21 protein-coding genes are annotated in these 25,773 nt (G+C 70.2%); 12 read left to right on the plus strand and 9 right to left on the minus strand.

Going from position 1 to position 25,773, the window contains the following annotated elements:
• Positions 1–119: 119 nt before the first annotated feature.
• From AC27L4_RS06500 to AC27L4_RS06510, 3 genes are read right to left on the minus strand one after another with little or no spacing between them, the layout of a single operon-like run.
• On the minus strand, positions 120–1,253 hold the full coding sequence (locus AC27L4_RS06500) for an amidohydrolase family protein (RefSeq protein WP_487141256.1): 1,134 nt from the start codon (positions 1,251–1,253) through the stop codon (positions 120–122).
• Between the two features lie 10 nt (positions 1,254–1,263).
• Positions 1,264–2,577 carry a type I glutamate--ammonia ligase gene (locus AC27L4_RS06505; RefSeq protein WP_487141257.1) on the minus strand — a complete coding sequence of 438 codons (1,314 nt, stop codon included), beginning with the start codon at positions 2,575–2,577 and terminating at the stop codon, positions 1,264–1,266.
• A gap of 25 nt (positions 2,578–2,602) precedes the next feature.
• Complete coding sequence (locus AC27L4_RS06510; RefSeq protein ID WP_487141259.1) at positions 2,603–3,475, minus strand: MurR/RpiR family transcriptional regulator; 873 nt, start codon at positions 3,473–3,475, stop codon at positions 2,603–2,605.
• Positions 3,476–3,712: 237 nt separating this feature from the next.
• On the opposite strand from AC27L4_RS06510, the gene AC27L4_RS06515 reads away from it, so the two are divergent.
• Positions 3,713–5,797, plus strand: coding sequence for an oxidoreductase (locus AC27L4_RS06515; protein ID WP_487141260.1), 2,085 nt, complete (start codon positions 3,713–3,715; stop codon positions 5,795–5,797).
• Positions 5,798–5,909: 112 nt separating this feature from the next.
• Here the strand turns inward: AC27L4_RS06515 and AC27L4_RS06520 are convergent, their stop codons facing one another.
• From AC27L4_RS06520 to AC27L4_RS06530, 3 genes are read right to left on the minus strand one after another with little or no spacing between them, the layout of a single operon-like run.
• Positions 5,910–6,686 carry an N-formylglutamate amidohydrolase gene (locus tag AC27L4_RS06520; protein ID WP_487141261.1) on the minus strand — a complete coding sequence of 259 codons (777 nt, stop codon included), beginning with the start codon at positions 6,684–6,686 and terminating at the stop codon, positions 5,910–5,912.
• Positions 6,683–7,345, minus strand: coding sequence for a cysteine hydrolase family protein (locus AC27L4_RS06525; RefSeq protein WP_487141262.1), 663 nt, complete (start codon positions 7,343–7,345; stop codon positions 6,683–6,685). Before AC27L4_RS06525 ends, AC27L4_RS06520 begins: the two co-directional genes overlap by 4 nt.
• Positions 7,342–8,232: a MurR/RpiR family transcriptional regulator gene (locus tag AC27L4_RS06530; protein ID WP_487141263.1), complete on the minus strand. Its 891-nt coding sequence runs from the start codon at positions 8,230–8,232 to the stop codon at positions 7,342–7,344. Before AC27L4_RS06530 ends, AC27L4_RS06525 begins: the two co-directional genes overlap by 4 nt.
• Positions 8,233–8,354: 122 nt before the next feature.
• Here AC27L4_RS06530 and AC27L4_RS06535 point away from each other — a divergent pair, with 122 nt between their 5' ends.
• From AC27L4_RS06535 to AC27L4_RS06555, 5 genes are all read left to right on the plus strand, one after another.
• Positions 8,355–10,217 carry a branched-chain amino acid ABC transporter ATP-binding protein/permease gene (locus AC27L4_RS06535; RefSeq protein ID WP_487141264.1) on the plus strand — a complete coding sequence of 621 codons (1,863 nt, stop codon included), beginning with the start codon at positions 8,355–8,357 and terminating at the stop codon, positions 10,215–10,217.
• Positions 10,210–11,385, plus strand: coding sequence for an ABC transporter substrate-binding protein (locus AC27L4_RS06540; protein WP_487141265.1), 1,176 nt, complete (start codon positions 10,210–10,212; stop codon positions 11,383–11,385). The genes AC27L4_RS06535 and AC27L4_RS06540 overlap by 8 nt, the downstream gene beginning before the upstream one ends.
• 4 nt (positions 11,386–11,389) lie before the next feature.
• Positions 11,390–12,094, plus strand: a complete 705-nt coding sequence (locus AC27L4_RS06545) for an ABC transporter ATP-binding protein (RefSeq protein ID WP_487141266.1) — start codon at positions 11,390–11,392, stop codon at positions 12,092–12,094.
• Between the two features lie 5 nt (positions 12,095–12,099).
• Positions 12,100–12,981 carry a branched-chain amino acid ABC transporter permease gene (locus AC27L4_RS06550; protein ID WP_487141267.1) on the plus strand — a complete coding sequence of 294 codons (882 nt, stop codon included), beginning with the start codon at positions 12,100–12,102 and terminating at the stop codon, positions 12,979–12,981.
• A 170-nt stretch (positions 12,982–13,151) separates the two neighbouring features.
• Positions 13,152–14,330, plus strand: coding sequence for a mandelate racemase/muconate lactonizing enzyme family protein (locus tag AC27L4_RS06555; RefSeq protein WP_487141268.1), 1,179 nt, complete (start codon positions 13,152–13,154; stop codon positions 14,328–14,330).
• A gap of 168 nt (positions 14,331–14,498) precedes the next feature.
• On the opposite strand, the gene AC27L4_RS06560 is transcribed toward AC27L4_RS06555, so the two are convergent.
• Complete coding sequence (locus AC27L4_RS06560) at positions 14,499–14,942, minus strand: NUDIX hydrolase (RefSeq protein ID WP_487141269.1); 444 nt, start codon at positions 14,940–14,942, stop codon at positions 14,499–14,501.
• Positions 14,942–16,015, minus strand: a complete 1,074-nt coding sequence (locus AC27L4_RS06565; protein WP_487141270.1) for a LacI family DNA-binding transcriptional regulator — start codon at positions 16,013–16,015, stop codon at positions 14,942–14,944. The genes AC27L4_RS06560 and AC27L4_RS06565 overlap by 1 nt, the downstream gene beginning before the upstream one ends.
• 177 nt (positions 16,016–16,192) lie before the next feature.
• On the opposite strand from AC27L4_RS06565, the gene AC27L4_RS06570 reads away from it, so the two are divergent.
• The 4 genes from AC27L4_RS06570 to AC27L4_RS06585 all read left to right on the plus strand — a co-directional run bounded on the left by AC27L4_RS06570 (position 16,193) and on the right by AC27L4_RS06585 (position 21,550).
• Positions 16,193–17,218, plus strand: a complete 1,026-nt coding sequence (locus AC27L4_RS06570) for an ABC transporter substrate-binding protein (RefSeq protein WP_487141271.1) — start codon at positions 16,193–16,195, stop codon at positions 17,216–17,218.
• A gap of 166 nt (positions 17,219–17,384) precedes the next feature.
• Positions 17,385–19,616 (plus strand): ABC transporter permease, encoded by a 2,232-nt coding sequence (locus tag AC27L4_RS06575; protein WP_487141916.1) that lies wholly within the window; start codon positions 17,385–17,387, stop codon positions 19,614–19,616.
• Positions 19,613–20,677: an ABC transporter ATP-binding protein gene (locus tag AC27L4_RS06580; protein WP_487141272.1), complete on the plus strand. Its 1,065-nt coding sequence runs from the start codon at positions 19,613–19,615 to the stop codon at positions 20,675–20,677. Before AC27L4_RS06575 ends, AC27L4_RS06580 begins: the two co-directional genes overlap by 4 nt.
• A 54-nt stretch (positions 20,678–20,731) precedes the next feature.
• A complete protein-coding gene (locus AC27L4_RS06585) occupies positions 20,732–21,550 on the plus strand; it encodes an inositol monophosphatase family protein (RefSeq protein ID WP_487141273.1) in 819 nt (272 codons plus the stop codon).
• Positions 21,551–21,564: 14 nt separating this feature from the next.
• On the opposite strand, the gene AC27L4_RS06590 is transcribed toward AC27L4_RS06585, so the two are convergent.
• Complete coding sequence (locus tag AC27L4_RS06590; protein ID WP_487141274.1) at positions 21,565–22,134, minus strand: TetR/AcrR family transcriptional regulator; 570 nt, start codon at positions 22,132–22,134, stop codon at positions 21,565–21,567.
• Positions 22,135–22,227: 93 nt separating this feature from the next.
• On the opposite strand from AC27L4_RS06590, the gene AC27L4_RS06595 reads away from it, so the two are divergent.
• Entirely contained in the window at positions 22,228–23,136 is a 909-nt protein-coding gene (locus AC27L4_RS06595) for an SDR family oxidoreductase (protein ID WP_487141275.1), read from the plus strand.
• A 685-nt stretch (positions 23,137–23,821) separates the two neighbouring features.
• Complete coding sequence (locus AC27L4_RS06600) at positions 23,822–25,771, plus strand: PrkA family serine protein kinase (protein ID WP_487141917.1); 1,950 nt, start codon at positions 23,822–23,824, stop codon at positions 25,769–25,771.
• Positions 25,772–25,773: the final 2 nt, after the last annotated feature.

Raw genomic sequence — 25,773 nt, forward strand, 5'->3', positions numbered from 1 at the left:
GGCCCGGAGCTCGCCCGGACAAGGCGCGAGGGCATCGGCGGGCCTGCCGGTCCGGCGACCGCCTCGACCGGCCCCCCGCCGGCGCCAAGCCATGCGCGGCCGCCGGCCCCTCGCCGACCTCACACCGGATAGATGCGCCGGGCGTTGCCCGAGGCGAGCGCCGTGACGATCGCCTCGGCGCGCGCCGTCGTCAGGTCGCCGCGGGCGATCCAGCCGTCGAGCACCTCGGCGAGGGCGTTACGGAACAGCCGCGCCCCGAGGAAGTGCAGCTCGGCCAGGCCGAAGGCGTCGGAGCTGTAGAGCTGCTTGTAGAACGGCGTCAGCTCCATGGCGTCGGCCAGGATGCGCGGCGCCGAGGGGCCGGTGTAGTTCTGGATCACGCCGATATCGATGTAGACGTTCGAGAACACCTCGGCCAGCCAGCCCGCTTCCCGGACGAAGGGATAGCAGTGCAGCAGCGTGATCGGCACGTCCCACTCCTCCATCGCGGCGATGAAGGGGGTGAACACGGTCGGATCGCATTTCGGCATCAGGATGTCGCGGTCGCCGAAGCCGACATGCAGCTGCAGCGGATAGCGGTGCTGGCGGCACAGCGCGCCGGCCTGCCAGAGCGCGTGCCGGATCAGGACCGGATCCTCCAGCCGCCGCGCGGTGCCGGCGGCGAGCGCCTTGAGCCAGGCGTCGCCGGCCCGCTCGACCTCGGCCTCGGAGGGCGTGGTCTGGTCGATGTCGAAGGTGGTGCGGTAGGCGACGATCGACTTCAGGCCGACCGCCGTGGCCGCCCTCTCCGCCAGCCGCACGTCGAAGCCCCGGCGCAGCGCCGCGCCGCTCGCGGCGCCGGCACGCGCGACCTCCTCCATCACCGCCTCGATCCGCACCACCTCGCGCGAGGCGACGCCCGTGGCCGCGGTCATGCCGTCCGTGTCGAGGATCGAGTCGGCCCGGTGCCCGGTGTCGACGATCATCAGCGACACGCCGGTATCGCCGGCGAGCCGGCGGGTCACCTCAGCCGCGCCCAGCTTCAACCGCGCCGCGACATAGTCCTCCGGCGCCGCGTGCGGCTCCAGGCCGAGCACCGGCGCGCACCAGCGCTGGATCATCAGCCCGAGCGGCTTGTCGAACTGGGTGCAGCCCGGCACCGGCCGGTGCCCCTCGCTGAACAGCGCCTCGAAGGCGGCCCGGTCGAGGTCACGGTTGGCCACGCCGTGGCAGTGATGATCGATCAGCGGAACCTGTTCGATGAACGAACGCATGGCGGCCTCCTCAATAGGCGGACTTGTAGCGGGTGAACAATGCGGCTTCCTCGCTGTCATGGGCCTGGGCGCATTCCCAGAGCTTCAGCCGGCGATAGACGTCGAGCAGCGTCGGCGAGAACCAGTTGCGGGCGACCGGGTCGGCGTCGAGGGCGGCGAGCGCGGCATCGAGCGAGGACGGCAGCGGCGTGATCCCGGCGGCGGCCAGCTCGGCGGCGCTGAGATCGGCGGGGTCGCGGTCGATGGGGGGCGGCAGGACGAGCTTGCGGCGGATGCCGTCGAGCCCGGCCAGCACCAGCGCGCCGAGGGTGAGATAGGGCGAGGCGCAGGCGTCGGCCGGGCGATATTCGACATTGAAGCCGCGAGCCCGCCGGGCCGGATCGGCGGAGGCCGAGGGCGTGATCCGCAGCGCCGCCTCGCGGTTCTGCATGCCGATCGCCTTGAAGCCGCAGCTCCAGGCATGCGGCGTCAGGCGATAATAGGAAACGGGCGTCGGCGCGGTGATGGCGACGAGCGCCTCGAGATGGTCGAGGATGCCGGCGCAGAACCAGGCCGTGGTCTCGCTGAGGCCGAGCGGGCGTTCCGGCGCATGGGTGACGTTGGCATGGCTGCCGGCCTCGACCAGGCTGAAATGGATATGGGCGCCGTTGCCGACCGCCCTGCGCCCCGGCTTGGGCGTGAAGCTCGCCCTGAGGCCGTGATCGGCGGCGACGGCGCGGATCAGCTCGCGGGCGATGAGAGCCGCGTCGGCGGCGGCGACGCCGATGGCCGGCGCGCAGCTGATCTCGTATTGCGAGGAGCCATATTCCGGCTCCAGGCTCTCGGGCATCACGCCGGCCTGTCGCAAGGCGGCGCAGCAGGCCTGCAGGAAGGCGTTGCCGCGCCGGGCGGCCGCGAAGGAGAACGATGCTTCCGGCGGGGTCGGAGCCTCGACCAGGAACTCGTGCTCGAAGCTGGCCGCGAGCGTCAGCCCCGTCTCCGCCTCCAGCTCCGCCAGCGCCCGGCGATAGAAGCTGCGCACGCAGCAGTCCCAGTCCCGGTCGACCGCCGCCCTGGAGTCGCAGATCACCGCATCCCAGGTTTCGCCCGTCACGGCGCTGGCGTAGGAGAAGCGGGTGCGGGTGTCGGGGATGTGGCGCACCTCGTCCATCGGTCCCCAGGGATTGTCGACGATGGAATCGAAGGCGGTCAGCGCCTGCCCGGCGCAGGCCCAGCCGAGCCCGGTCTCAAGCTTGCCGGAGAGGTCGGCCGTCGGGACGCCGCGCGTGCGCACGACGCCGACGAGGTCGCTCCACAGGAGGTAGGTGATCGGCTCGCGCGTCATGATCGCTCCATGCCCGGTTCGGGTGTCATCGTTCGGCGGCGCCGTCCGGCCCGGCGAGCCGGTCGAAGGCGCGGTTGAGGTCGTCCATGCGCTCGAGGCGGACGGTCGCGCCCTCGCCCAGCCGCTCGGCCGCCGCCGCCACCAGCGCCTCGGCCAGGGCGAAGGCCGGCACCAGCGTGTCGAAGGCGAAGGCGGAGGCGACCGGCACGGTCAGCACCAGGTCGGCGCGGTCGGCGATCGGCGACAGCCAGGGGTCGGTGAGCAGGGCCACCATGGCGCGGTTGCGCTTGGCCAGGCGCGCCAGGTTGACGCTGTCGGCCTGGTAGCGGCGGAAGTCGAGGATGAACAGGATGTGCCCGCGCCCGAGATCCGCCGCCCGCTCGAGCCGGTTCTGCGCGCCGTAGGCGATCAGGTCGACCCCCGGGCGCAGCAGCGTCATGTGCCGGTAAAACTGCTCGGCCACGGACTGGCTGAAGCGCCCGCCGGCGAAGACAAGCTGGCGGGAGGTGTCGGCCAGCAGCGCCGCAGCCGCATCGAAGTCCGCCTCCGCGGTCGTCGCGAAGGTCTCGGCCAGGGCGGCGGGATAGTGGTCACGGGCCCGTTCCCTGTGCCGCCCCTGCCGGGAGGCCACGCCGCGGCTGCGGGTGAACTGGCTCAGCGCCGAGTCCCGCCGCGCTTGCGTCTCCTCCAGCACCGCGGCCTTGAGCGCGGCATAGCCGGTCAGGCCGAGCTTGTCGGCGAAGCGCAGGATGGTCGGCGGGCTGGTGCCGGAGGCTTCCGCCAGCCGCTGCAGCGTGTCGAAGGCCGAGGCCTCGCCCTGCCCGAGCAGCAGCCGCGCCAGCCGCCGCTCGGCCGGGGTCAGGGACGGCAGGGCCTGGCGCAGCCGCCGGCCCAGCATGGGTGGATGATCCAGGCCCGACAAACCGGAAAGCCCTCCGACAACGGGTTTCCAGTTCGATACATTATTTTCCAAGTTCGTCAAAATAGGAAAACGCAGATCGTGCCAAACTTCGACGATCTGCACAATCGTCCCTTCGCGTAGCGCAGGATACGCCGAAAAATCCTCTGGCCATGCGATCCGAAATTGACCATAGAATAGTTCTACGGAAGCCGCAACGGCGCTTGGGAGGATGACATGACGGATCTGGAAAGCCGGTTCGCGGTGCTGTTCGAGCCCGTCCGCATCGGCCCGAAGCTGGCGCGTAACCGCTTCTTCCAGGTGCCGCATTGCAACGGCATGGGCCATCTGCGGCCGCGCACCCATGCGGCGATGCGCGAGGTCAAGGCCGAGGGCGGCTGGGCCGTGATCTCGACCGAGGAGGCCGAGATCCATCCGACCTCCGACATCGGACCCGCGACCGAGCAGCGGCTGTGGGACGATCGCGATATCCCGGCGCTGCGCCTGATGACCGAGGCGGTGCATCGCCACGGCGCCCTGGCGGCGGTGGAACTGGTGCACAACGGCCGGCATGCGGCGAACCTGATCTCGCGCATGCCGCCGCTGGCGCCCGGGCACATGGTCATCGACAACCTCGACCCGGTCCAGGCGCGGGCGATGTCGCTCTCCGACATCCGCGACCTGCGCCGCTGGCACCGCCAGGCCGCGCTGCGGGCGCGGGAGGCCGGCTTCGACGTCATCTACGTCTATGCCGGGCACAACATGACGCTGGCGCAGCACTTCATGCTGCGGCGCTTCAACGAGCGCACCGACGCCTATGGCGGCAGCCTGGAGAACCGCGTCCGGCTCACCCGTGAATTGCTGGAGGACACGCGCGAGGCCGTCGGCCACGACTGCGCCGTCGCCTTCCGCTTCGCCGTCGACGAACTGATGGGCGAGGAAGGCTTCACCGCCGCCGAGGCCGAGGACGTGGTCGGCATGCTGGCCGAGCACCCCGACCTCTGGGATGTCAACGTCTCGGGCTGGAGCAACGACAGCGTCACCGCCCGCTTCGAGCCGAACGAGGGCTACCAGGAGAGCTATACCGGCTTCGTCAAGCGCCTGACCACCCGTCCCGTGGTCGGCGTCGGCCGCTTCACCTCCGCCGACGTCATGGTCTCCCAGGTGCGCCGCGGCATGCTCGACCTGATCGGCGCGGCGCGGCCCTCGATCGCCGACCCGTTCCTGCCGGAGAAGATCCGCACCGGCCGGCTCGAGGACATCCGCGAATGCATCGGCTGCAACATCTGCGTCTCCGGCGACATGCGGACCGTGCCGATGCGCTGCACCCAGAACCCGACGGTCGGCGAGGAATGGCGCCGCGGCTGGCACCCCGAACGCATCCAGGCCCGGCGGTCGGAGGACCCGGTGCTGGTGGTCGGCGCCGGCCCGGCCGGCCTCGAATGCGCCCTGCAGCTCGCCCGGCGCGGCTACCCCGTCACCCTGGCCGAGGCCTCCCGCCAGCTCGGCGGCCGGGCCCTGCGCGAGGCGGGCCTGCCGGGCCTCGCCAGCTATTCGCGGGTGGCGAGCTACCGCGAAGGCCTGCTGCGCACCCTGCCCCATGTCGAGATCTATCGCGAGAGCAGCCTCGGCGAGGACGACGTGCTGTCCTTCGGCTTCGCCCATGTGTTCCTGGCCACCGGGGCGCATTGGCGCACCGACGGCGTCGGCCGGCGCACCCGCTCGCCGATCCCCGGCATCGAGCGCTGGCAGGCGGAAGGGCGCAGCCTCGGCCCGGACGACATCATGGCCGGGACCATCCCGGCCGGCACGGTCATGGTCTATGACGACGACCATGCCTATCTCGGCGGCGTCGTCGCCGAGGCGATCCGCGCCGCCGGCCGTGACACCATCCTGGTCACGCCGGCGTCGGAAGTCTCGACCTGGACCGTCAACACCCTGGAGCAGGCACGCATCCAGCGCCGCCTGCTCGAGCAGGGCGTGCGCGTCCTCACCGCGCAGGCGCCGGCCGCCCTGCATGCCGACGGCGCCGATCTCGCCTGCGTCTACACCGGCCGCCTGACCCGGATCGCCTGCGACGCCATCGTCGCGGTGACGGAGCGCCGCCCGAACGACGGGCTCGCCACGGCCCTCGCCGCCCGGCCCGAACGCCTCGAGGCGGCCGGCATCCGCACGCTGCAGGTGATCGGCGACGCCCTGGCGCCGGGGCTGATCGCTGCCGCGGTCTATTCCGGCCATGCGGCGGCGCGGGCCTTCGAGGAACCCGTCGCCGAGATCGAGGCGCAGTTCTTCCGGCGCGAGATGCCGAGCCTGGCGCCGTAGCGCCGGGCGTTCCGCGCTTCCTCCCCCGTCCCGGACGGCGCCGGCCCGCGTGCGGCGGCCGGCAGGGCGCGGAGCGGGGGCTGGGCCGGTCATCGCCGCGTCTCCGGCTGCCTCAGCGGTCGGGCAGCGACTCGGCCAGCCGGTCCGCCCAGAGGGCCGCCCCGGCCGGCGTGTCGATCAGGTCGTTGCGGATCTCGACCAGCACGGCCGGCAGGCCGCGGGCATCGCCATGGATCGGGATGGCGTAGTCCTCCTCGGCCGTGATCTCGTAGGGCTGGTTCGCCGCGACGTTGAGCGTGGTGTCCCGGGCGAGCCGGCCGAGGATCCGCCCGGCATAGGCCTCGGACGCCCCGAACAGGATACCGCAATGCCAGGGCCGGGCCACGCCCTTGTACACCGGCGTGAAGCTGTGGATCGTCGCCAGGATCGTTTCCCGGCCCTGCCGCCGCCGCTGGTCGAGATGCGCGGCGACCCGGGCGTGGAAGGGCGCGAACATCGTGTCGGCGCGGCGGCGGATCTCAGCCGGCGTCAGGCTCACATTGCCGGGGATCTCGGTCAGCTCCGACCGGGCCGGCATGCTGGAGGCGGCGGCGAGCGGCCGGTTGAGATCGATGAGCAGGCGCGAATAAGTGCCGAGGAAGGCCGGGGCGTCGAGGCGCTCCGCCAGGCGCCGCGTCACCTCGGCCGCGCCGATGTCCCAGCCGATGTGACGCCGCAGCTCCGCCTCGTCGAGGCCGAGCTGCCGGTATTCGCGCGGGACATGGACGCTGGCATGCTCGCACAGGAGCACGAAGGGCGAGCGCCCCTCCTCGTTCAGCACCTCGACCGGCGGCGGCCAGTCCGGGCCGGCCTCGGGCGGGATCTGCGCATCGGGCCGCGGCAGTGTCATGACGTCCTCCGGCCGGCGCCGGCCAGCGCTTCGAAACGGGCGACGACGGTGTCGGTGTCGGCGATCCAGCAATAGCCGCCGAAGGCACGCAGGGCGCCCTCGTGCCGCTCCTGGCTCCAGGCGGCGCAGGCATCGGCGACGCAGGTGACGCGGTAGCCGAGATCCGCGGCGCCGCGCACCGCCATGTCGACGCATTGGTCGGTGACGATGCCGGCGATGACCAGGCTGCGGATGCCGAGATTGCGCAGGACATAGTCGATATTGGTCGAACCGAACACGCCGGACGAGGTCTTGGGCAGGAGGATCTCGTCGCCGGCCGGCGCCAGCGCCGGCACCGGCAGACCCTCGGGCGCATCGGGCGGCACGTGGATCGGCGTCAGCTTGTGGTCGAGCGAGCGGTCGCGGCCGTCGCGGGTCAGGCTCCGGATGATGGTGTGCAGCACCTCCACCCCGCTCGCCCGCGCCGCGGCCAGCAGGCGCTGCTGGTTGGGGACGGTCCGCGTGGCGGTCCAGCGGTAGAAGGGGTGATCCGGGCCGAGGTCGCGATGCGCCGGATCCAGTCCCGGCTCCAGCCAGACGCGCTGCATGTCGACGAGCAGCAGCGCCACCTCGCCGGGCTCGTAGGGCGCGTCCCGCCGGGGGTCGAAGGCTTGGGTCATGCTGCTCCATCCGGTTTGGGGCGGCCGCGCTCGGGCGCGTCGACGGTGACGCCGTTCGCCTTGCGGGCCTGTTCCAGGTCCTCGATGCGGTCCTGCATGCGCTCGTTGCGCCGGGCGATGATCTGGGTGCAGATCGCCTCGACCTGGGCCATGGCCGGTACGAGCGTGTCGTAGGGCGAGAGCACGTCGACCGGCGAGACGACCACAGCCTCGGCATGCTCGGCCACCGGCGACAGCCAGGGATCGGTGAACAGCACGATCCGCACGCCGCGCCGCGCCGCCTGCTCGGCGAAGCGCACCACGTCCGACTGGTAGCGCCGATAGTCGAACGCCAGCAGGAGGTCGCGCCTGCCGAGATCGACCAGCAGGTCGAAGCTCTCGGACGAGCACACGCCGAGATCGCGCACCCCCGGCCGGAACTGGCAGAGATAGCCCGCGAACATGCCGGCCAGGTGCCGGCTGAACCGCCCGCCGAGCAGCAGGACGCGGCCGCTCGTCGCCATGATCAGGTTGCAGACCTCGTCATAGACCTGGGGCGGCACGCTGTCGGAGGTCGCCGCCACCTGCCGCGCCACCGATTGCAGATAGGTGGCGGCGGCATGGTCGCTCGCGGCGGCGGGACGCTTCGCCTCCATCATCAGCAGCGGCGAATGGATGCGCGACTCCACCTCGGCCAGCAGCCGCCCCTGGAAGTCGGCGAAGCCGTCGAAGCCGAGCTTGGCGATCAGCCGCGCCACGGTCGGGCCGCTGACATCCGCCCGCTTGGCCAGGGCCGCCGCGGTGCCGAGCCCGCCGAGCGGATAGTCGGCCAGCAGCACCTGGACGATCTTCGCCTCGGACGGCGTCAAGGTCAGGTCGCTCCGTGTCAGCAGCTCGCGGACGCGCATTCCATCGGCCTCCCAATGTTGATGAAATGACATTCGAAGCCGATGACGTCAATTCTGAAATGATATTGACACTCTCGCGCAACGGTCCTTAACTGCCCCGCGCGGCAAGGATCGGAGGGCGGATGCCTGTCAGGCTGTCCATGGGATTGAAAGGGGCGGCCGTGGATGCCGCCGCCATGGCGGCGATCCTGCTCGCGGTCGCCCTCGCCCTTGCGCTCTTCGGCACGCCCGCCTGGCAGCGGGTCGGCACCAACGCCGCCATCCTGCTCACCGCCGTCGTCGGCCTGCAGATCTTCTCCGGCAACACCGGCATCGTCTCCTTCGGCCATGCCGGCTTCGCCGGGCTCGGCGCCTATGCGGTCGGCGTGCTGACCGTGAGCCCGCAGGTCCAGGCGACGGCCTTGAAGGACCTGCCGGCTTTCCTGGCCGGCCACCAGCTCAGCCTCGCCGCCGCCCTCGCCGTCGTCGTGCTGCTCGGCCTCGTCGTCGGCCTGGCCAGCGGCGCGCCGCTGCTGCGCCTTGCCGGATCGAGCGCCTCGATCGCCACCCTGGCCATGCTGATCATCATCGTCACCGTGCTGGCGGCGGCGCGCGAGATCACCCGCGGCAGCCAGCCCTTCTACGGCGTGCCGCGCGGGGTCGGCCTGTGGACGGCCGCCGGGATCGCCGTGGCCGTGCTCGTCGTCGCCCGCCTCTATCGCGACCTGCGGATCGGCCTGGAGGCGCGGGCCGTGGCCAGCGACGAGCGCGGCGCCGCCTCCCTCGGCATCGACCGGCGGCGCGGCGTGATGGCGAGCTGGGTCATCAGCGTCATCGTCGCCATGGTCGCCGGCGGCCTCACCGCCCAGTTCCTCGGCGCCTTCAAGCCGCAGGACTTCTACTTCGACCTTGCCTTCGAGACCCTGGCCATGCTGATCGTCGGCGGCATGGGCTCGACCCTCGGCGCCCTCTCGGGCGTCGCGGTCACGACATTGCTGATCGAGGTGGTGCGCCGCCTGGAAGAGGGCGGCGATGTGCTCGGCCTGCACGTGCCGCAGATCTTCGGCCTGACCGAGGCGGCGCTGGCGATCAGCATGATCCTGATCATCTGGCGCCGCCCGGAGGGCCTGTGCGGCGGCCACGAGCTCAACCTGCTGCGCCGCTTCGGCAGGGGTCGCGGCATCGCGCCGGCCGCGGAGCCGGAGGCCGGCGCGGCGGCGCCGCCGATCCGCACCGAAGGGCTGGGCAAGCGCTATGCCGGCGTCGCCGCGGTCGAGGACGTGTCGATCGAGCTGCCGCCCGACCGGATCGTCGGCATCATCGGCCCGAACGGTGCCGGCAAGACCACCCTGCTCAATCTGATTTCCGGCCATGTGCCGCCGAGCGGCGGCCATATCCTCATCGGCGGCCGGAGCATCGACCGGCCCGTGGCCTGGCGGGTCGCCCGCGCCGGCGTCGGCCGCACCTTCCAGAACATCCGCATCTTCCCGCGCCTGACCGTCCTGGAGAACGTCGCGGTGGCGGCCCGCCAGGTCGAGCCGGATCTTGCCGCCGCCGAGGCTGCCGCCTTGCGCGAGCTCGACCGGATCGGGCTCGCGGCCGAGCGCGACCGCCTCGCCGGCACCCTGCCCTACGGCCTGCGGCGCCGCCTCGAGGTCGCCCGGGCCCTCGCCCTGCGCCCGGCCTTCCTGCTGCTCGACGAGCCGGCGGCGGGCATGAACCCCGTGGAGACCGCGGAGCTGATGGCCCTGCTCGCCGAGGTCCGCCGCAGCCGCCGCCTCGGCATCGCGCTGATCGAGCACGATCTGCGCCTGGTGATGAAGCTGTGCGAGCACATCGTCGTGCTCGACCACGGCCGCGTCATCGCCGAGGGCACGCCCGAGGCGGTCAAGGCCGATCCGGGCGTCATCCAGGCCTATCTCGGCAGCCGCACCGGCGCGCGGGTGATGGCACAGACGCACCAACAACAAGGCCAACGGAACAGAGGGGACCTGTCACATGCCTAGATCGACCATCCTGATGCGCGGCTGCGGCCTCGCCGTCCTGGCCCTCGCCCTCGCCGGCGCCGGGAGCGCCCGCGCCGAGGACATCACCATCGGCGTCGCCACCGCCCAGACCGGCGGCCTCGCCCCCTACGACCAGCCCTCCCTCGCCGGCCTGCGCATGGCGATCGACGAGATCAATGCCCGCGGCGGCCTCGGCGGCCAGTATCCGGCCAAGCTGGCGATCAAGGATACCCGCACCGACACGGCCGCCACGGTCACGGCGGTGCAGGAGCTGGTCGACGCCGGCGCCAAGATCATCATCACGCCCTGCGACGCCGATCCGACCATCGCCGCCGGCCAGATCACCCAGCCGCTCACCATCCCGACGCTGACCTTCTGCGGCACCGCGCCGATCCTGGCCACGGCGGTCGGCGACGCCCTGTTCGGCACCTATCCCGGCGACAACCTCCAGGCGGCCGTGCTGGCCGGATTCGCCTATGAGCAGGGCTTCCGCAAGGCCTATCTCGTGGTCTCGCCCGACTCCAGCTACACCGCCAAGCTGCCCGAATATTTCGCGGAAGTGTTCAAGAAGAAGGGCGGGACCGTGCTCGGCGAGTCCAGCTTCTCGATGAACCAGCCGGACTTCTCGGCCATCGTCACCGCCATCAAGAACCTGCCCGACAAGCCGGATCTGATCATGACCGCCGCCTATGAGCCGGACTTCCCGGCCTTCATGCAGCAGTTGCGCTCTGCCGGCGTCACCATGCCGGTCTACGGGGCCGACGCCATCGGCACCGCCACCGTCCTCGGCCTCGGCAAGGTCGTCGACGGCACCGTCTACACCGCGGCAGGCTATCCGACCGAGGGCAGCGACCTGGAGGCCTTCAACAAGCGCTACAAGGCCGCGACCGGCCACGATGCCGAGTCCGCCTACGAGGCCAACGGCTACGAGGTCGGCCTGATCCTCGACGCCGCCGTCAAGGCGGCCGGTTCCAGCGATTCCAAGGCGATCCGCGACGGCATCGCCGGCATCAAGGAGCTGAAAGGCATCAACGGCACCATCACCTATGCCGGCACCGACCGCATGCCGCTGCGCTCGGTGTCGCTGATCCGCTATCAGGACGGGGTGCGGACCTTCGTCAAGGCGCAGGTGCCGCCGCTCGGGGACGTCCCGCCGCCGGCGCAGTGACCCGATGCTCGCGGTCGAAGGCCTGAAGGTCAGCTACGGCGAGGTCGAAGCCGTGCGGCGCCTCGACCTCGTCGTCGAGGCCGGGCGCATCCTGGCGCTGGTCGGCGCCAACGGCGCCGGCAAGAGCACGACGCTGGCGGCGATCAGCGGCCTCGCGCCGCTGGCGGCCGGGCGCATCCGCTTCGAGGGCACCGACATCGCCGGCCTGCCGGCCGAGGCGCGCGCGCGCCTCGGCATCGCCCTGACGCCGGAAGGCCGTCGGGTCTTCGCCAACCTCTCGGTGGCCGACAACCTGCTGCTCGGCGGCGCCATGCACCTGCCGCGCGAGGAGCTGCGGATGCGCGAGGAGGAGATGCTCGACCTCTTCCCCGCGCTGCGCCGGCTCTACCGTGGCAAGGCCGGCAACCTCTCCGGCGGCGAACAGCAGATGCTGGCGATCGCCCGGTCTCTGATGTCCAAGCCCAAGCTCCTGATGCTCGACGAACCCTCGCTCGGCCTGGCACCGCAGGTGATCGACGCGGTGTTCGACCTCATCGCCGAACTCCGGCGCAAGGGCCTGACCATCCTCCTGGTCGAGCAGAACGTGGCGCTGGCCCTGGAGATCGCCGACGGCGCCGTCGTGCTCGCCAATGGCGAGGTCGTCCTTGCCGGCACGGCGCGGGAGCTGGCGGCCTCCGACCTCGTCCGGCAGGCCTATCTCGGAGATTGACCGGCATGCTGCTGCAGCAGATCGTCAATGCCATCAGCCTCGGCGGCGTCTACGCGCTGCTGGCGCTGGGCCTCGCCATCGTCTTCTCGATCGTCGGCCTGATCAACTTCGCCCATGGCGAGCTGATGACCGTGTCGGGCTACGGCCTGCTCGCCTGCCTGCTGATGGGCCTGCCGCTGCCGGTGGCCGCCCTCGTGGCGGTGGCGACGGGGGCGATGGCGGCGGTGGCGATGGAGCGCGTCGCCTTCCGGCCGATGCGCGGGGCGAGCGTCACCAGCCTGCTGCTCACCAGCTTCGCCGTCTCCAGCCTGCTGAAGGTGCTCCTGCAGAACGGCGTCTCGGCCCGCGGCAAGCCGGTGGCGATGCCCGAATGGATGACCGGCGCCTGCTCCCTCGCCGGCGTCTCGATCGGCGTCGGACCGCTGATCTCGATCCTGGCCACGGTGCTGGCGCTGGCCGCCCTCGAGCTGTTCCTGCGGCGCACGATCATGGGCAAGGCGATGCGCGCGGCCGCCGAGGACTTCAACGTCGTGCGCCTGATGGGCATTCCCGCCAACCGCGTCATCGCCACGGCCTTCATGCTGTCGGGCATGCTCGCCGGCATCGCCGCCCTGCTCTGGGTGGCGCAGCGCGCCTCGGTCGATCCCCTGATGGGCTTCACGCCCGTGCTGAAGGCCTTCATCGCCACGGTGGTCGGCGGGCTCGGCAGCCTGCCCGGCGCGGTCGCCGGCGGCCTGCTGCTCGGTGCCATCGAGGTGACGCTCCAGGCGGTGTTGCCGGCGAACCTCGCCGCCTATCGCGACGCCCTGGTGCTGGCCGGCGTCATCCTGGTGCTGCTGCTGCGCCCGCAGGGCCTGATCCCGGCCGCGACCGCGCAGAGGAGCTGAGCCCTCGCCGACGGCGGCCGCCATCTCTCCGGTGGCGCCGGCCATGCTTTCCGCATGGATCGAATAATACGATATATCACCCTGTCGCGGCTCCTTGCATCCCGAGCCATCGGCCTTGCCCAACGACGCGCCGGCAACCGCGCGCTCCGCCCCCTGGAGTTCTCCCCTTCATGAAAATCGACGCCGTCGACTTCTTCTACCTCGCCATGCCCGTCGTCACCACCGAGGCGGACGGCAGCCAGGACGCCCTGCTGGTGCGCGTCAGCGCCGGGGGCCATGTCGGCTGGGGCGAATGCGAGGCTTCGCCGCTGGTCTCGATCGCCGCCTTCGTCTGCCCGATGTCGCACGGCGCCTGCCGTCCGGTCGGCGCCTCGGTGCTCGGCCAGGAGGTCGAGGGCCCGGCCGACATCGCCCGCATCGCCGCGATCGTCGAATATGACAGCATGGACCTGCTGCAGGCGGCGCACACCTGGTCGGGCATCGAGATGGCGCTGTGGGATCTCCTCGGCAAGGCCCGGGGCGAGCCGGTCTGGAAGCTGCTCGGCTATGCCCGCTCGGAGAAGAAGACGCCCTACGCCTCGCAGCTGTTCGGCGACACGCCGCAGCAGACCCTGGAGCTCGGCCGCCGGGCGCGCGACCGCGGCTTCCGGGCGGTCAAGTTCGGCTGGGGGCCGATCGGCCGCGGCGGGGTGCCCACCGACGCGGATCACTTCGCCGCGGCCCGCGAAGGCATCGGCCCGGACGGCATCCTGTTGGTCGATGTCGGCCAGATCTTCGGCGAGGACGTCGAGGCCGCCGCGGCGCGGCTGCCGGCGCTGGAAGCGGCCCGCGCCGTCTGGCTGGAGGAACCGTTCCAGGCCGCCGCGCTCGAAGCCTATGGCGGCCTCGCCGGGCGCAGCCCCAAGGTCCGGCTGGCCGGCGGCGAGGGCGCCCACAACGTGCACATGGCCCGCCACCTCATCGACTATGGCGGCATCGGCTTCGTGCAGATCGACTGCGGCCGCATCGGCGGCATCGGCCCGGCCAAGAAGGTGGCGGACCATGCGGTCGCCAAGGGCGTGACCTATGTCAACCACACCTTCACCTCGCACCTCGCCCTCAGCGCCTCGCTGCAGCCCTATGCCGGCCTCGCCGACCACCGCATCTGCGAGTATCCCGCCGCACCGAAGGCGCTGGCCCGGGATCTCACCGCCAACCACATCACTCGCGACGATGCCGGCGAGATCGTCGCGCCCGACGCGCCCGGCCTCGGCATCGCGGTGAGCGAGGCCGCCATCCGCGACTACATCGTCGACGTCGAGATCAAGGTCCGCGGCCAGCGCCTGTTCTCGACCCCGGCGCTGCTCTGATGGCCCCGGTCGCGCTCGCCGGCGCCGCAGCTCGATCCGGAGAGGCCGCCGTCGATCCGCTACCGCCTGGAAGCGTTCGGGGTCTGACGCCCGGCGGTGAGCGCAGATACGCCGGCTCCGGGGCGGCACCAGCTTGGCCCGGTCCATCGGCTTCCGCCTGGCCGGCTCTCAGGCCGTGCGTTCGAGCAGCGACGCCAAGCCGGCCTCCTCCACGAGGCGCGCCGCATCCGCCGGCGAGAACCAGCGCATGTCGCGCTGGCCGCGCTCGCTCCAGCTGTCACGTTGGCCGGTGACGTCAAGCTGGTAGACGACGACGCGCACCAGGGCGAAATGCGCGTCGAGGCGCTTCCAGTAGAGGTAGGAGCCCACCGGCTCCGTGGCGATCTCGCCGACGAGGCCCGCCTCCTCCTCCGCCTCGATCGAGGCCGCGGCATGGTCCTTCCGCCCCTTCATCGGCCATCCCTTGGGGATGGTCCAGCGCCGGGTCTGGCGCGTGGTGATCAGGCAGACCTCCCGCCGGCCGTTGCGCACGCGCAGCGGCAGCGCGGCGACCTGCACCCGCTCGTCTCCGGTCTCCTTCTTGGGCCGCACGGCTCGCGCTCGCTTCGCCATCACGCCGGCTCCGCTTCGCAAGCCTCGCCCGCCGCCCCGCGAGCCAGCCGCGGTTGGCGCACGGAACCGCGCCAGACCAGCGGTGCGTCGAAACACCGGCGCACCCCCAGCCGCCCCGCCTGCGGATCGGCCTCCAGCAGGGCGATGACATGGTCGGCGATGGCCTCGAGCGGCTGGGCGAAGGTGGTGAGGTCGTAGGAGCCCCAGCCGGCCTGCTCGATATCGTCGAAGCCGATGACGCAGAGATCCTCGGGCACGCGCAGGCCGAAGGCACGGCGGGCCACATCCATGAAGCCGCAGGCCATCAGGTCGTTGACGCAGAAGGCGGCGTCCGGGACGGCCTCGCCGGTGAACAGCGCCCGCGCCGCCGCGGCGCCGCTCTCATAGGTGGTGCGGCCCTGGCGCCAGATCAGCGGCTCGAGGCCTTGCTCGCGCACCGCTTCCACGAAGGCGCGCTCGCGCTCCACCAAGCTCGGCGTGCCGGCCGCCGAGGTGACGCAGGCGAGCTGCCGGCAGCCGGCGCGCGCAAAGGCCAGCGCCGCCTGGCGCGCCGCCGCCCGGTTGGAGACGACGATGCTGTGCGCCTCCTCGAAGTCCTGGTCCCGGTTGATCAGGATCAGGTCCTGGCCGTTGTCGAGACAGGTCTTGGCGATGGAACGGTCGGGCGTGCCGGAGACGACGACCGTCGCGTCGGCACGATAGTTGAGGGTCAGGCGCAGGGCGGCGGCCACGTCCGCCTCGGCACCGGAGGAGTTGATCACCATCGTCACCTTGCCCGCCTCCTGCAGGCGGCCGGTGATGAGCTTGACCAACCGCGACTGCAGCGGGGTTTCGACGGCGGCGACGATCAGGCAGACGATGCCGCTGCGCTGGCGCATCAGCCCGCGGGCGAGGTGGTTGACGTGGTAGCCCAGGGCCTCGGCTGCATCGAGGATGCGCCGCCGCGTGTCCTGCGATACGCTGGCGCCCGGGGTGAAGGTGCGCGACACGGCCGAACGCGACACGCCCGCAAGGTCGGCGACCTCCTGGGCGCTGACGAAGGATCGGCTGGACTTGGCCGAATCGGTGCGCATCACAGACATGGCGGCACGGTTTGCACGCGTTTTCAAGATCGATCAAGCCCCTGGGATCACAGCGCATGCAAGCCCCGACATCGCCGGCCGGTCCGGCGTGTTGACACGCCCTTGTCGCTGATGCAGCCTCTGCACACGCGTGCAAAATATCGACAAACGACGCGCCGAGGAGGAAAAATGCTGAGGATTCTTGCCGTGGCGGCAACCCTGGCCGCCGTGCCGATGCTGCCAGCCGCGGCACGGGCCGAAGGCTCGCTCAACCTGATCTGCAGCGCCGACGTGGCGATCTGCGAGATGATGAAGAACAAGTTCGAGCAGGACACCGGCATCGGCGTCAACATGGTGCGCCTGTCGTCGGGCGAGACCTATGCCAAGATCCGGGCCGAGGCGGCCAATCCGAAGACCGACATCTGGTGGGCCGGCACCGGTGACCCGCATCTCCAGGCTGCGCAGGAGGGCCTGACCCTCGAATACAAGTCGCCCATGCTCGACCAGTTGCAGGACTGGGCCAAGCGCCAGGCCGAGCAGTCCGGCTACCGCACGGTCGGCATCTATGCGGGCGCCCTCGGCTGGGGCTACAACACCGAGTTGCTGGCCCAGAAGGGCCTGAAGGCGCCGGCCTGCTGGTCCGACCTCGTCGACGCCGCCTACAAGGGCGAGATCCAGATCGCCAACCCCAATTCCTCCGGCACCGCCTACACCGCCCTCGCCACGCTGGCGCAGCTGATGGGCGAGGACAAGGCGTTCGACTATCTCGGCAAGCTCAACGCCAACGTCTCCCAATACACCAAGTCGGGCTCGGCGCCCGTCAAGGCAGCGGCCCGCGGCGAGACCACCATCGGCATCGTCTTCATGCACGACGCCGTGGCCCAGACCGCCGAGGGCTTCCCGGTCAAGGCGGTCGCGCCCTGCGAAGGCACCGGCTACGAGATCGGTTCGATGAGCATCATCAAGGGCGCGCGCAACCTCGACAGCGCCAGGACATGGTATGACTGGGCCCTGAAGCCGGAGATCCAGTCGCTGGCCAAGACCGTCAAGTCGTTCCAACTGCCGTCCAACAAGGCGGCCGAGCCGCCGCCGGAGGCGCCCCGCTTCGAGGACATCAAGCTGATCGACTACGACTTCGCCAAATACGGCGCGCCGGCCACCCGCAAGGCCCTGCTGGAACGCTGGGACCGGGAAATCGGCGCCAACGCCAACTGAGGCCGTCCCCGCTCCCAGGCAGCTTCTCGTGGCTCTCGCCACGGGTGATTTGGCATTTTCAATGCAAAATCAATGCTGCTCAAACTTACCAGGCCAAGCAGGCCGGAGAGAACCTGCTTGGCCGGGCCGCCCGGAGGTCCCGCCGCAGCGGAAAGGGATGACGACGATGCATCGCCGCAACCGGCGCCTCGACTGGGTCCTCTGTCTGGCGGCGCTCGGCGTCCTGGTCCTGCCCTGGTATCGCCTGGAGGCCGGCTTCGCCTCGACCGCCTGGCTGGCGCACTATCCCGGCGGCGAGGATGCGGCCCCGGCCCTGCTTCAGATGCTGCGGCATGGCCGCTGGTGGCTCCTGCCGCCGGTCGCCGCCCTGGTGCCGGCCGTGCTGGCGCGGCTCAAGGCCGCCGGCAACGGCCGTGCCGGGCTGCTTGTCGCGTCCGGCATCGCCGGGACGCTCCTGCTCGCACTGGAAGGTTTCGCCATCAGCTATGACGGCTGGCACTGGCCCGCTCTCGCCGGCCTGTTCGGCCCGCTGCCCGTCGGCCAGCAGGCCATGGGCGTCGGTGCGACGGCGCTCGCGACCGCCTTCCTGCTGCTGCTCGGCTTCGGCCTGGCGGAGCGCGGCGCCATGCGGGGCGACGCCTTCATCGTCGCCTCGATCACCCTGCTGATCGCCCTCGTCGCCACCTTCGTGTTCTATCCCGTCGGCTCCGTTCTGGTCGGCGCCGTCCAGGACGTCGACGGCGCCTTCGACCCGGCCGGCTTCCTCAGGAAGCTCGGCGATCCCTCGATCTGGACGCTCGGCTGCCTCGCCGGCGCCGGGCGTTGCGGCGTCGCCTGGACCACCCTCGCCCTGGCCGTCGCCACCGGCGCCGGCTCCACCCTGCTCGGCCTCGCCTTCGCCCTGGTCGCGACCCGCACGCGCTTTCCGTTCAAGCGCGGCCTGCGCATGCTCACCATCCTGCCGATCATCACCCCGCCCTTCGTCATCGGCCTTGCCCTGATCCTGCTGTTCGGCCGCTCGGGCGTGGTGACGCAGGCTCTCGCCGCCCTGCTCGGCATCCCTCCCGGGCGCTGGCTCTACGGCCTCACCGGCATCTGGATCGCCCAGGTCCTGTCCTTCACGCCGATCGCCTTCCTGGTGCTGATCGGTGTGGTCCAGGGCGTCAGCCCGTCGATGGAGGAGGCGGCCCAGACTCTGCGGGCCGACCGCTGGCGCACCTTCTTGACGGTGTCGCTGCCGCTGATGCGCCCGGGCCTGGCCAACGCCTTCCTGGTCGGCTTCATCGAGAGCCTCGCCGATTTCGGCAACCCGATGGTGCTGGGCGGCAGCCGCGGCGTGCTGTCGACCGAGATCTTCTTCGCCGTGGTCGGCGCCCAGACCGACCCGGCCCGGGCGGCTGTGCTGGCGCTGATCCTGCTCGCCTTCACCTTGACCGCCTTTGTCGCCCAGCGCCTCTGGCTCGGCGGCAGGAGCTTCACCACGGTGACCGGCAAGGGCGATTCAGGCCAGCATGCCGGCCTCAGCCGCGGCCTCGCCGCCCTGTGCATCGGCGTCGTCCTGGTCTGGGGCCTGTTCACGCTCGTGGTCTACGCCATGATCATGTTCGGCGGCTTCGTGCGAACCTGGGGCCTCGACCACACCCTGACCCTGGAGCACTATGTCAAGGCCTTCGCCATCGCCTTCGAGAACGGCCGGCTGCTCTGGCGCGGCGTCGCCTGGGGCTCGTTCTGGACGACGATGGAAATCGCGCTGATCGCCGCGCCGCTGACCGCAGCCGTCGGCCTGCTCACCGCCTACATCATCGTGCGCCAGCGCTTCGTCGGGCGCTCGGCGTTCGAGTTCGCGCTGATGATGAGCTTCGCCATCCCCGGCACCATCATCGGCGTCAGCTATGTCATGGCCTTCAACCTGCCGCCGGTCGAGATGACCGGCACGGCCCTGATCCTGGTCGTCTGCTTCGTGTTCCGCAACATGCCGGTGGGCGTGCGCGGCGGCGTCGCCGCCATGAGCCAGATCGACCGCAGCCTCGACGAGGCCTCGCTGACGCTGCGGGCCGACAGCTTCACCACCGCCCGCCGCGTCATCCTGCCGTTGCTGCGCCCGGCTATCGTCGCGGCCCTGGTCTACAGCTTCGTGCGCTCGATCACCTCGATCAGCGCCGTCATTTTCCTGGTGAGCGCCGAACACAACATGGCGACGGCCTATATCGTCGGCCTGGTCGAGAACGGCGCCTATGGCGTCGCGATCGCCTATTCCAGCGTGCTGATCGTGGTGATGGTGGCGGTGATCGGCTGCTTCCAGGCCCTGGTCGGCGAACGGCGGCTGCGCCGCGAGACCCGGGTGGCCGGCCGGCCTTCGCCATCCTCGCCCCCCATCGCCAGGGAGACCCCGGCATGAGCATCGACATCCGGCCGGGCTCGGTCACCTTCGAACGCGTCGGCAAGAGCTTCGGATCGGTCAGGGCCATAGACGGCCTGTCCCTCGCCATCGAGCCGGGCACGCTGGTGACGCTGCTCGGCCCCTCCGGCTGCGGCAAGACCACGACGCTGCGCATGATCGCCGGCCTCGAGCATCCGACCGCCGGCCGCATCGCCATCGGCGGCCAGGACGTGACCGCCCTGCCCGCCAATGAGCGCGACGTCAGCATGGTGTTCCAGTCCTACGCGCTCTTCCCGCATATCAGCGTCCTCGACAACGTCGCCTACGGCCTGGTCTCCTCCGGCCTGCGCAAGCGGGAGGCGCGCGAGAAGGCGGCCGACGGCCTCGCCCTGGTCGGCCTTTCCGGCTATGGCGAGCGGCTGCCGAGCGAACTCTCGGGCGGGCAGCAGCAGCGCGTCGCCGTCGCCAGGGCCCTGGTGATCGAGCCGCAGGTGCTGCTGCTCGACGAGCCGCTGTCCAACCTCGACGCGCGGCTGCGCCGGCGCGTGCGCACCGAGATCCGCGACCTGCAGCAGCGCCTCGGCTTCACCGCGGTCTATGTCACCCACGACCAGGAGGAGGCGCTCGCCGTCTCCGACCGGGTGATCGTCATGCATCAGGGTCGGATCGCCCAGGCGGGGACGCCGCGCGAGCTCTATGAGCGGCCGGCCTCCGCCTTCATCGCCGACTTCATCGGCGAGGCCAATGTGGTGGCGTGCGAGGTGATGGCGGTTGCCGGCGGCCAGGCCCGCATCCGCCTCGGCAGCGGCGAGCACAGCCTCGCCGATCATGGCCTCGAGCCCGGCCCGGCCAAGCTCGCCATCCGCCCCAATGCCGTGACCCTGCGCGTCGAGGGCGACGCGGCGCTGTCGGGCGAGGTGCGCCACGCCGCCTATCTCGGCGACCATGTCGAATATGAGATCGACACCGCGGCCGGCCGTCTCTTCGTCATCGACGGCGGCACCGACCGCATCCTGGCACCCGGCACGACCGTGGGCCTCGACCTGCATCATCGCGGCCTCGCCCTCGTACCGGGCTGACACCGCCCGCCATCCCGGAACCGGGCTGCTCCCGCCCCTTGCATCGGACCGACCATGACCGCCCCCCAGACCGCCGAGATCGCCGCCCGCCTCGACCTCGCCCGCAGCGCCGTCCGCGAGGCCGGCGCCCTGGCGCTGGGCTATTTCAACGACCGCGCCTCGCTCGCGGTCGAAACCAAGACCAATGCCCAGGACGTGGTCTCCGCCGCCGACAAGGCGTGCGAGCGGCTGCTGCGCGAGCGCATCCACGCCTCCTTCCCGCAGGACAGCCTGCTCGGCGAGGAATACGGCCTGGAGGCCGGCACGTCAGGCTATTGCTGGGTGATGGATCCGGTCGACGGCACCAGCCCCTTCGTCTTCGGCCTGCCGTCCTGGTGCGTCTCGGTGGCGGTGACCCTCGGACTGCAGACCGTGCTCGGCGTCATCCACGCCCCCGTCCGCGACGAGCTCTTCGCGGCCACCATCGGCGGCGGCGCGACCTTGAACGGAGCGCCGCTGCGGCTCGCCGGCGACCGCAGCCTCGCCGACGGCGTTCTCGGCATCGGCGCCAACCACCGCGTCCCGCCGGAAGCGATCACCGGCTTCCTCAACCGCCTGCTCCACGAAGGCGGCATGTTCATCCGCAACGGCTCGGGGGCGCTGATGCTGGCCTATGTCGCGGCCGGCCGGCTCGTCGCCTATTACGAGCCGCACATGAACGCCTGGGACTGTCTGGCGGGGCTCTGCCTGGTCCGCGAGGCCGGCGGCCGGACCGAGGAGTTCCTCGAGCGCGGCACGCTTGCCGACGGTGCACGCGTCGTCGCCGCGGCGCCGGGCGCCTGGGACGGGCTGGTGCGCTTGATCGAAGCGACGCCCGAGGCCGACGCGGCCTGAGCGCCGCCCCCCGCTCAGGCGCGGGGCACGGCCAGGGCGGCCACGAAACGCCGCAGGCTCGCCTCGACCTGATCGGCCACCGCGCCCTGCGGCTCGAAGGCCCACCACAGCAGGGCGCCCTGCCAATGCGAGGCCGCCAGCAAGCCGATGTCGCGCGGCGCGCCGGGCATGCCGGCGAAGCATCCGTCGAGCGCCTCGACCAGCATCGCCTTCCAGGCGCCGCCGCGGGCGCGCAGCGCCGGGTCGCGCAGATCCTCGCGCAGCACCAGCAGGCCTTCGGCATAGGCCTCGATGCCACCATAGCTGCCCGACAGTGCCACCAGCATCCGGACCGCGCCGTCGGGCGTGCGCGGCAACGCCGCCGAAAGGCGCCGGGTCTCGGCGTCGAGCCGGTCCCAGGCATGCAGCAGGGCGGCGCGCTTCAGCTCCTCCTTGTTGCCGAAGCGCTGCACCAGCGTCGCCGCCGAAAGGCCGCAGGCCTGGGCAAGACTGGCGAAGGTCAGCGCTTCCGGGCCCCGCGCATGGATGATCTGCAGGGCGGCAGCCAGCACGTCGCTGTCGGGGCGCGTCTTGGGGCGGGGCATCTTGACTTCCAAATATAACCGAACGATTGTTTATATATCACCGCAACGACGAGAGCCAACCTGCTCTTGGGCAGCGCGGCCGGGGAGATTCTCATGACATTGCAGGGAAAGGTGGCGCTTGTCGCCGGTGCGACCCGCGGCGCCGGGCGCGGCATCGCAGTCGAGTTGGGGGCGGCTGGCGCCACCGTCTACGTGACCGGACGGACCACCCGCGAGCATCGATCCGACTATGCCCGGCCCGAGACCATCGAGGAGACCGCGGATCTGGTCTCGGCCGCCGGTGGCCGCGGCATTGCGGTGCGCGTCGACCATCTCGTCAGCGACGAGGTTCGCGTCCTGGTCGAGCGCATCCGCGCCGAGCAGGGAAGGCTCGACATTCTGGTCAACGACGTCTGGGGCGGCGAACTTCTGTTCGAGTGGAACAAGCCGGTGTGGGACCACAATCTGGAGAACGGGTTGCGGCTGCTGCGGCTCGGCGTCGACACCCACCTGATCACCGCCCACCACGCCCTGCCGCTGCTGATCGAGCGCCCGGGCGGCCTGCTGGTCGAGGTCACCGACGGCACGGCAGCCTACAATGCCGGCCATTACCGCCTCTCGCCTTTCTACGACCTCGCCAAGGTGTCGGTGAACCGCATGGCCTGGGCCCATGCCAAGGACCTCGCCCCCCACGGTGCGACGGCCCTGTCGCTGACGCCCGGCTGGCTGCGCTCGGAGATGATGCTGGCGACCTATGGCGTCACCGAGGCGACCTGGCGCGAGGCGACGCGTGCCGTGCCGCATTTCATCATCTCCGAGACGCCGCGCTTCGTCGGCCGCGCCGTCGCCGCCCTCGCCGCCGATCCGGACCGGGGGCGCTGGAACGGCCAGTCCCTGTCGAGCGGCGATCTCGCGAAGGTCTACGGCTTCACCGACCTCGACGGCTCCCGTCCCGATGCCTGGCGCTATGTCGTGGAGGTGCAGGACGCCGGCAAGCCGGCCGACGCCACCGGCTATCGCTGAGGGGCCGCCGGAAGCCGGCCGGCATGGCACACCGGCCTGTGCCGATCCTGGATCATGCCGCCCCTGAACGAAACATCCCCACGACGCCCTCTCTGCGCCAGACGGCGGCAGAATCTGGCCCGACTTTTGCTTGACTGCCAGCGAGGTACCGACTGTCCCGATGGTGGACGGGGCCGTGGGACGAGTTGCACCCACCCTGGAATTTCGTTGCACATGACGGCGCCAGCGTGCTTCCTGAGAAACAGGCCGGGAAATATTTCTGAGTAGAATGAAGTTATTGTAACTGGGGAACAAGACGAGCCCGTGGCAGTATAGATCTCACGATCTCGTGACCGCACTTGCTGTCCCCTATGGTCAGCACCACGTTGCCAGAGAGAGTTATGGAAGGCTGGGCATCGGCTGTCGACAGTGCGCAAAGGGGCAGTACGCCCACGAAGTCCTTGTGCAAACTCTCCTCAGATCGCCCGACCTGCCAGCATCCGCCGCATCCCCCGGCCGAGGGTGTGCGGAAATGCCTCGGAGGTTGACATCGTCTCAGATCGACACAAATTTAAATACCTTTTTAACTATTCGGGCCCAGCCTCGAATGCATCGGGAGTTTTCTTGATCGCATTGGAGGTTCGCAATGAATGCCAAGGCGGCGCGTGTGCTGGCTGAGACCAGCATTGCCGATACGGTCCATGCCATGTCGATGAAAAGCGCGGAAATCTTCAACCTCTTCTCCTCCTCCTATGAGCGGGAGCGGCGCGAGGTCATGAGCCTGACCGACTACCTCGCGGGCTGCCGGGAGGACCCGAGCTTCTATGCCACGGCGGCGGAGCGGATGGTGACCGCCATCGGCAACCCGAAGGTGATCGATACCAGCACCGATCCCCGCCTCGGCCGCATCTTCCTCAATCGGACGATCAAGATTTTCCCGACCATGGCCGGCTTCTTCGGCATGGAGGACACGATCCAGCGGGTGGTGAGCTATTTCCAGCACGCCGCCCAGGGCCTCGAGGAGCGCAAGCAGATCCTCTATCTGCTCGGTCCGGTCGGCGGCGGCAAGTCCTCGCTGGCCGAGCGGCTCAAGCAATTGATGGAGGCCCAGCCGATCTATGTCCTGGCGGCCGGCAACGAGGTCAGTCCGGTGTTCGAGTCGCCCCTCGGCCTGTTCCGGCCGGAGACGATGGCGCCCCTCCTGGAGAAGGAGTACGGCATCGCGCCCCGCCGCCTCACCGGCATCTGCTCGCCTTGGGCGACCAAGCGGCTCGACCAGTTCGAGGGCGACCTGTCGAGGTTCTCCGTCATCAAGATGTACCCCTCGAAGCTGCGCCAGATCGGCGTCGCCAAGACCGAGCCGGGCGACGAGAACAACCAGGACATCTCCGCCCTGGTCGGCAAGATCGACATCCGCAAGCTGGAGCACTTCGCCCAGGACGATCCGGACGCCTACAGCTATTCGGGCGGACTCAACCGCACCACCCAGGGCCTGCTCGAGTTCGTCGAGATGTTCAAGGCGCCGATCAAGGTGCTGCATCCGCTGCTGACCGCGACGCAGGAGGGCAACTATGCCGGCACCGAGAACCTCGGCGCCCTGCCCTTCCAGGGCCTGATCCTGGCCCATTCCAACGAGTCGGAATGGGAGCATTTCAAGAACAACAAGAACAACGAAGCCTTCCTCGACCGCATCTGCGTGGTCAAGGTGCCCTACTGCCTGCGAGCCAACGAGGAGGCGCTGATCTATGCCAAGCTGCTGGAAGGCAGCGACCTCGGTGGCGCCCCGCGCGCGCCGGAGGTGCTGGAGATCCTGGCCCGCTTCTGCGTGCTCTCGCGCCTGAAGGAGCATCAGAATTCCCCGCTCTTCTCCAAGCTGCGCGTCTACAACGGCGAGAACTTGAAGGACACGGACCCCAAGGCGAAGTCGATCCAGGAATATCGCGAGGCCGCCGGCGTTTCCGAGGGCATGACCGGTATTTCGACACGATTCGCCTTCAAGGTGCTGTCCGAGACGTTCAACTACGACACCGAGGAGATCGCAGCCGATCCGGTGCACCTGATGTATGTCCTCGAGCAGGCCCTGAAGCGCGAGCAGTTCCCCCGGGAGATGGAGGAGCGCTACCTCGACTTCATCAAGTCGATCCTGGCGCCGCGCTATGCCGAGTTCATCGGCCGCGAGATCCAGAAAGCCTATATCGAATCCTACAGCGAGTACGGCCAGAACCTGTTCGATCGCTACATCGCCTATGCCGACGCCTGGATCGAGGAGCAGGATTTCAAGGACCCGGACACCGGCCAGGTCTTCGACCGCCAGATCCTCGACGCCGAGCTGTCGAAGGTCGAGAAGCCTGCGGGCATCGCCAATCCCAAGGACTTCCGCAATGAGATCGTCAAGTTCGCCTTGCGGGCGCGCGCCGCCAACCAGGGCCGCAACCCGGCCTGGACCAGCTATGAGAAGATCAGGGAGGTTATCGAAAAGCGAATGTTCAGCCAGGTCGAGGATCTGCTGCCCATCATCAGCTTCGGCACCAAGAAGGACTCCAAGACCGAGAAGCAGCATGCCGACTTCCTCGATCGGATGAAGGCTCGCGGCTACACGGAACGACAGGTCCGCCGTCTGGTTGAATGGTATATGCGGGTCAACAAGGCCGGGTGATG

Source organism: Labrys sp. Lb11 (assembly GCF_057554225.1).

Coding starts and splice junctions, on each gene's coding strand:
- AC27L4_RS06600 (WP_487141917.1), top strand. CDS start 23,822: ATGTCGATGAAAAGCGCGGAAATCTTCAACCTCTTCTCCTCCTCCTAT.
- AC27L4_RS06590 (WP_487141274.1), bottom strand. CDS start 22,134: ATGCCCCGCCCCAAGACGCGCCCCGACAGCGACGTGCTGGCTGCCGCC.
- AC27L4_RS06570 (WP_487141271.1), top strand. CDS start 16,193: ATGCTGAGGATTCTTGCCGTGGCGGCAACCCTGGCCGCCGTGCCGATG.
- AC27L4_RS06540 (WP_487141265.1), top strand. CDS start 10,210: ATGCCTAGATCGACCATCCTGATGCGCGGCTGCGGCCTCGCCGTCCTG.
- AC27L4_RS06580 (WP_487141272.1), top strand. CDS start 19,613: ATGAGCATCGACATCCGGCCGGGCTCGGTCACCTTCGAACGCGTCGGC.
- AC27L4_RS06510 (WP_487141259.1), bottom strand. CDS start 3,475: ATGCTGGGCCGGCGGCTGCGCCAGGCCCTGCCGTCCCTGACCCCGGCC.
- AC27L4_RS06560 (WP_487141269.1), bottom strand. CDS start 14,942: ATGGCGAAGCGAGCGCGAGCCGTGCGGCCCAAGAAGGAGACCGGAGAC.
- AC27L4_RS06535 (WP_487141264.1), top strand. CDS start 8,355: ATGCCTGTCAGGCTGTCCATGGGATTGAAAGGGGCGGCCGTGGATGCC.
- AC27L4_RS06575 (WP_487141916.1), top strand. CDS start 17,385: ATGCATCGCCGCAACCGGCGCCTCGACTGGGTCCTCTGTCTGGCGGCG.
- AC27L4_RS06505 (WP_487141257.1), bottom strand. CDS start 2,577: ATGACGCGCGAGCCGATCACCTACCTCCTGTGGAGCGACCTCGTCGGC.
- AC27L4_RS06550 (WP_487141267.1), top strand. CDS start 12,100: ATGCTGCTGCAGCAGATCGTCAATGCCATCAGCCTCGGCGGCGTCTAC.
- AC27L4_RS06500 (WP_487141256.1), bottom strand. CDS start 1,253: ATGCGTTCGTTCATCGAACAGGTTCCGCTGATCGATCATCACTGCCAC.
- AC27L4_RS06555 (WP_487141268.1), top strand. CDS start 13,152: ATGAAAATCGACGCCGTCGACTTCTTCTACCTCGCCATGCCCGTCGTC.
- AC27L4_RS06565 (WP_487141270.1), bottom strand. CDS start 16,015: ATGCGCACCGATTCGGCCAAGTCCAGCCGATCCTTCGTCAGCGCCCAG.
- AC27L4_RS06525 (WP_487141262.1), bottom strand. CDS start 7,345: ATGACCCAAGCCTTCGACCCCCGGCGGGACGCGCCCTACGAGCCCGGC.
- AC27L4_RS06545 (WP_487141266.1), top strand. CDS start 11,390: ATGCTCGCGGTCGAAGGCCTGAAGGTCAGCTACGGCGAGGTCGAAGCC.
- AC27L4_RS06515 (WP_487141260.1), top strand. CDS start 3,713: ATGACGGATCTGGAAAGCCGGTTCGCGGTGCTGTTCGAGCCCGTCCGC.
- AC27L4_RS06520 (WP_487141261.1), bottom strand. CDS start 6,686: ATGACACTGCCGCGGCCCGATGCGCAGATCCCGCCCGAGGCCGGCCCG.
- AC27L4_RS06585 (WP_487141273.1), top strand. CDS start 20,732: ATGACCGCCCCCCAGACCGCCGAGATCGCCGCCCGCCTCGACCTCGCC.
- AC27L4_RS06530 (WP_487141263.1), bottom strand. CDS start 8,232: ATGCGCGTCCGCGAGCTGCTGACACGGAGCGACCTGACCTTGACGCCG.
- AC27L4_RS06595 (WP_487141275.1), top strand. CDS start 22,228: ATGACATTGCAGGGAAAGGTGGCGCTTGTCGCCGGTGCGACCCGCGGC.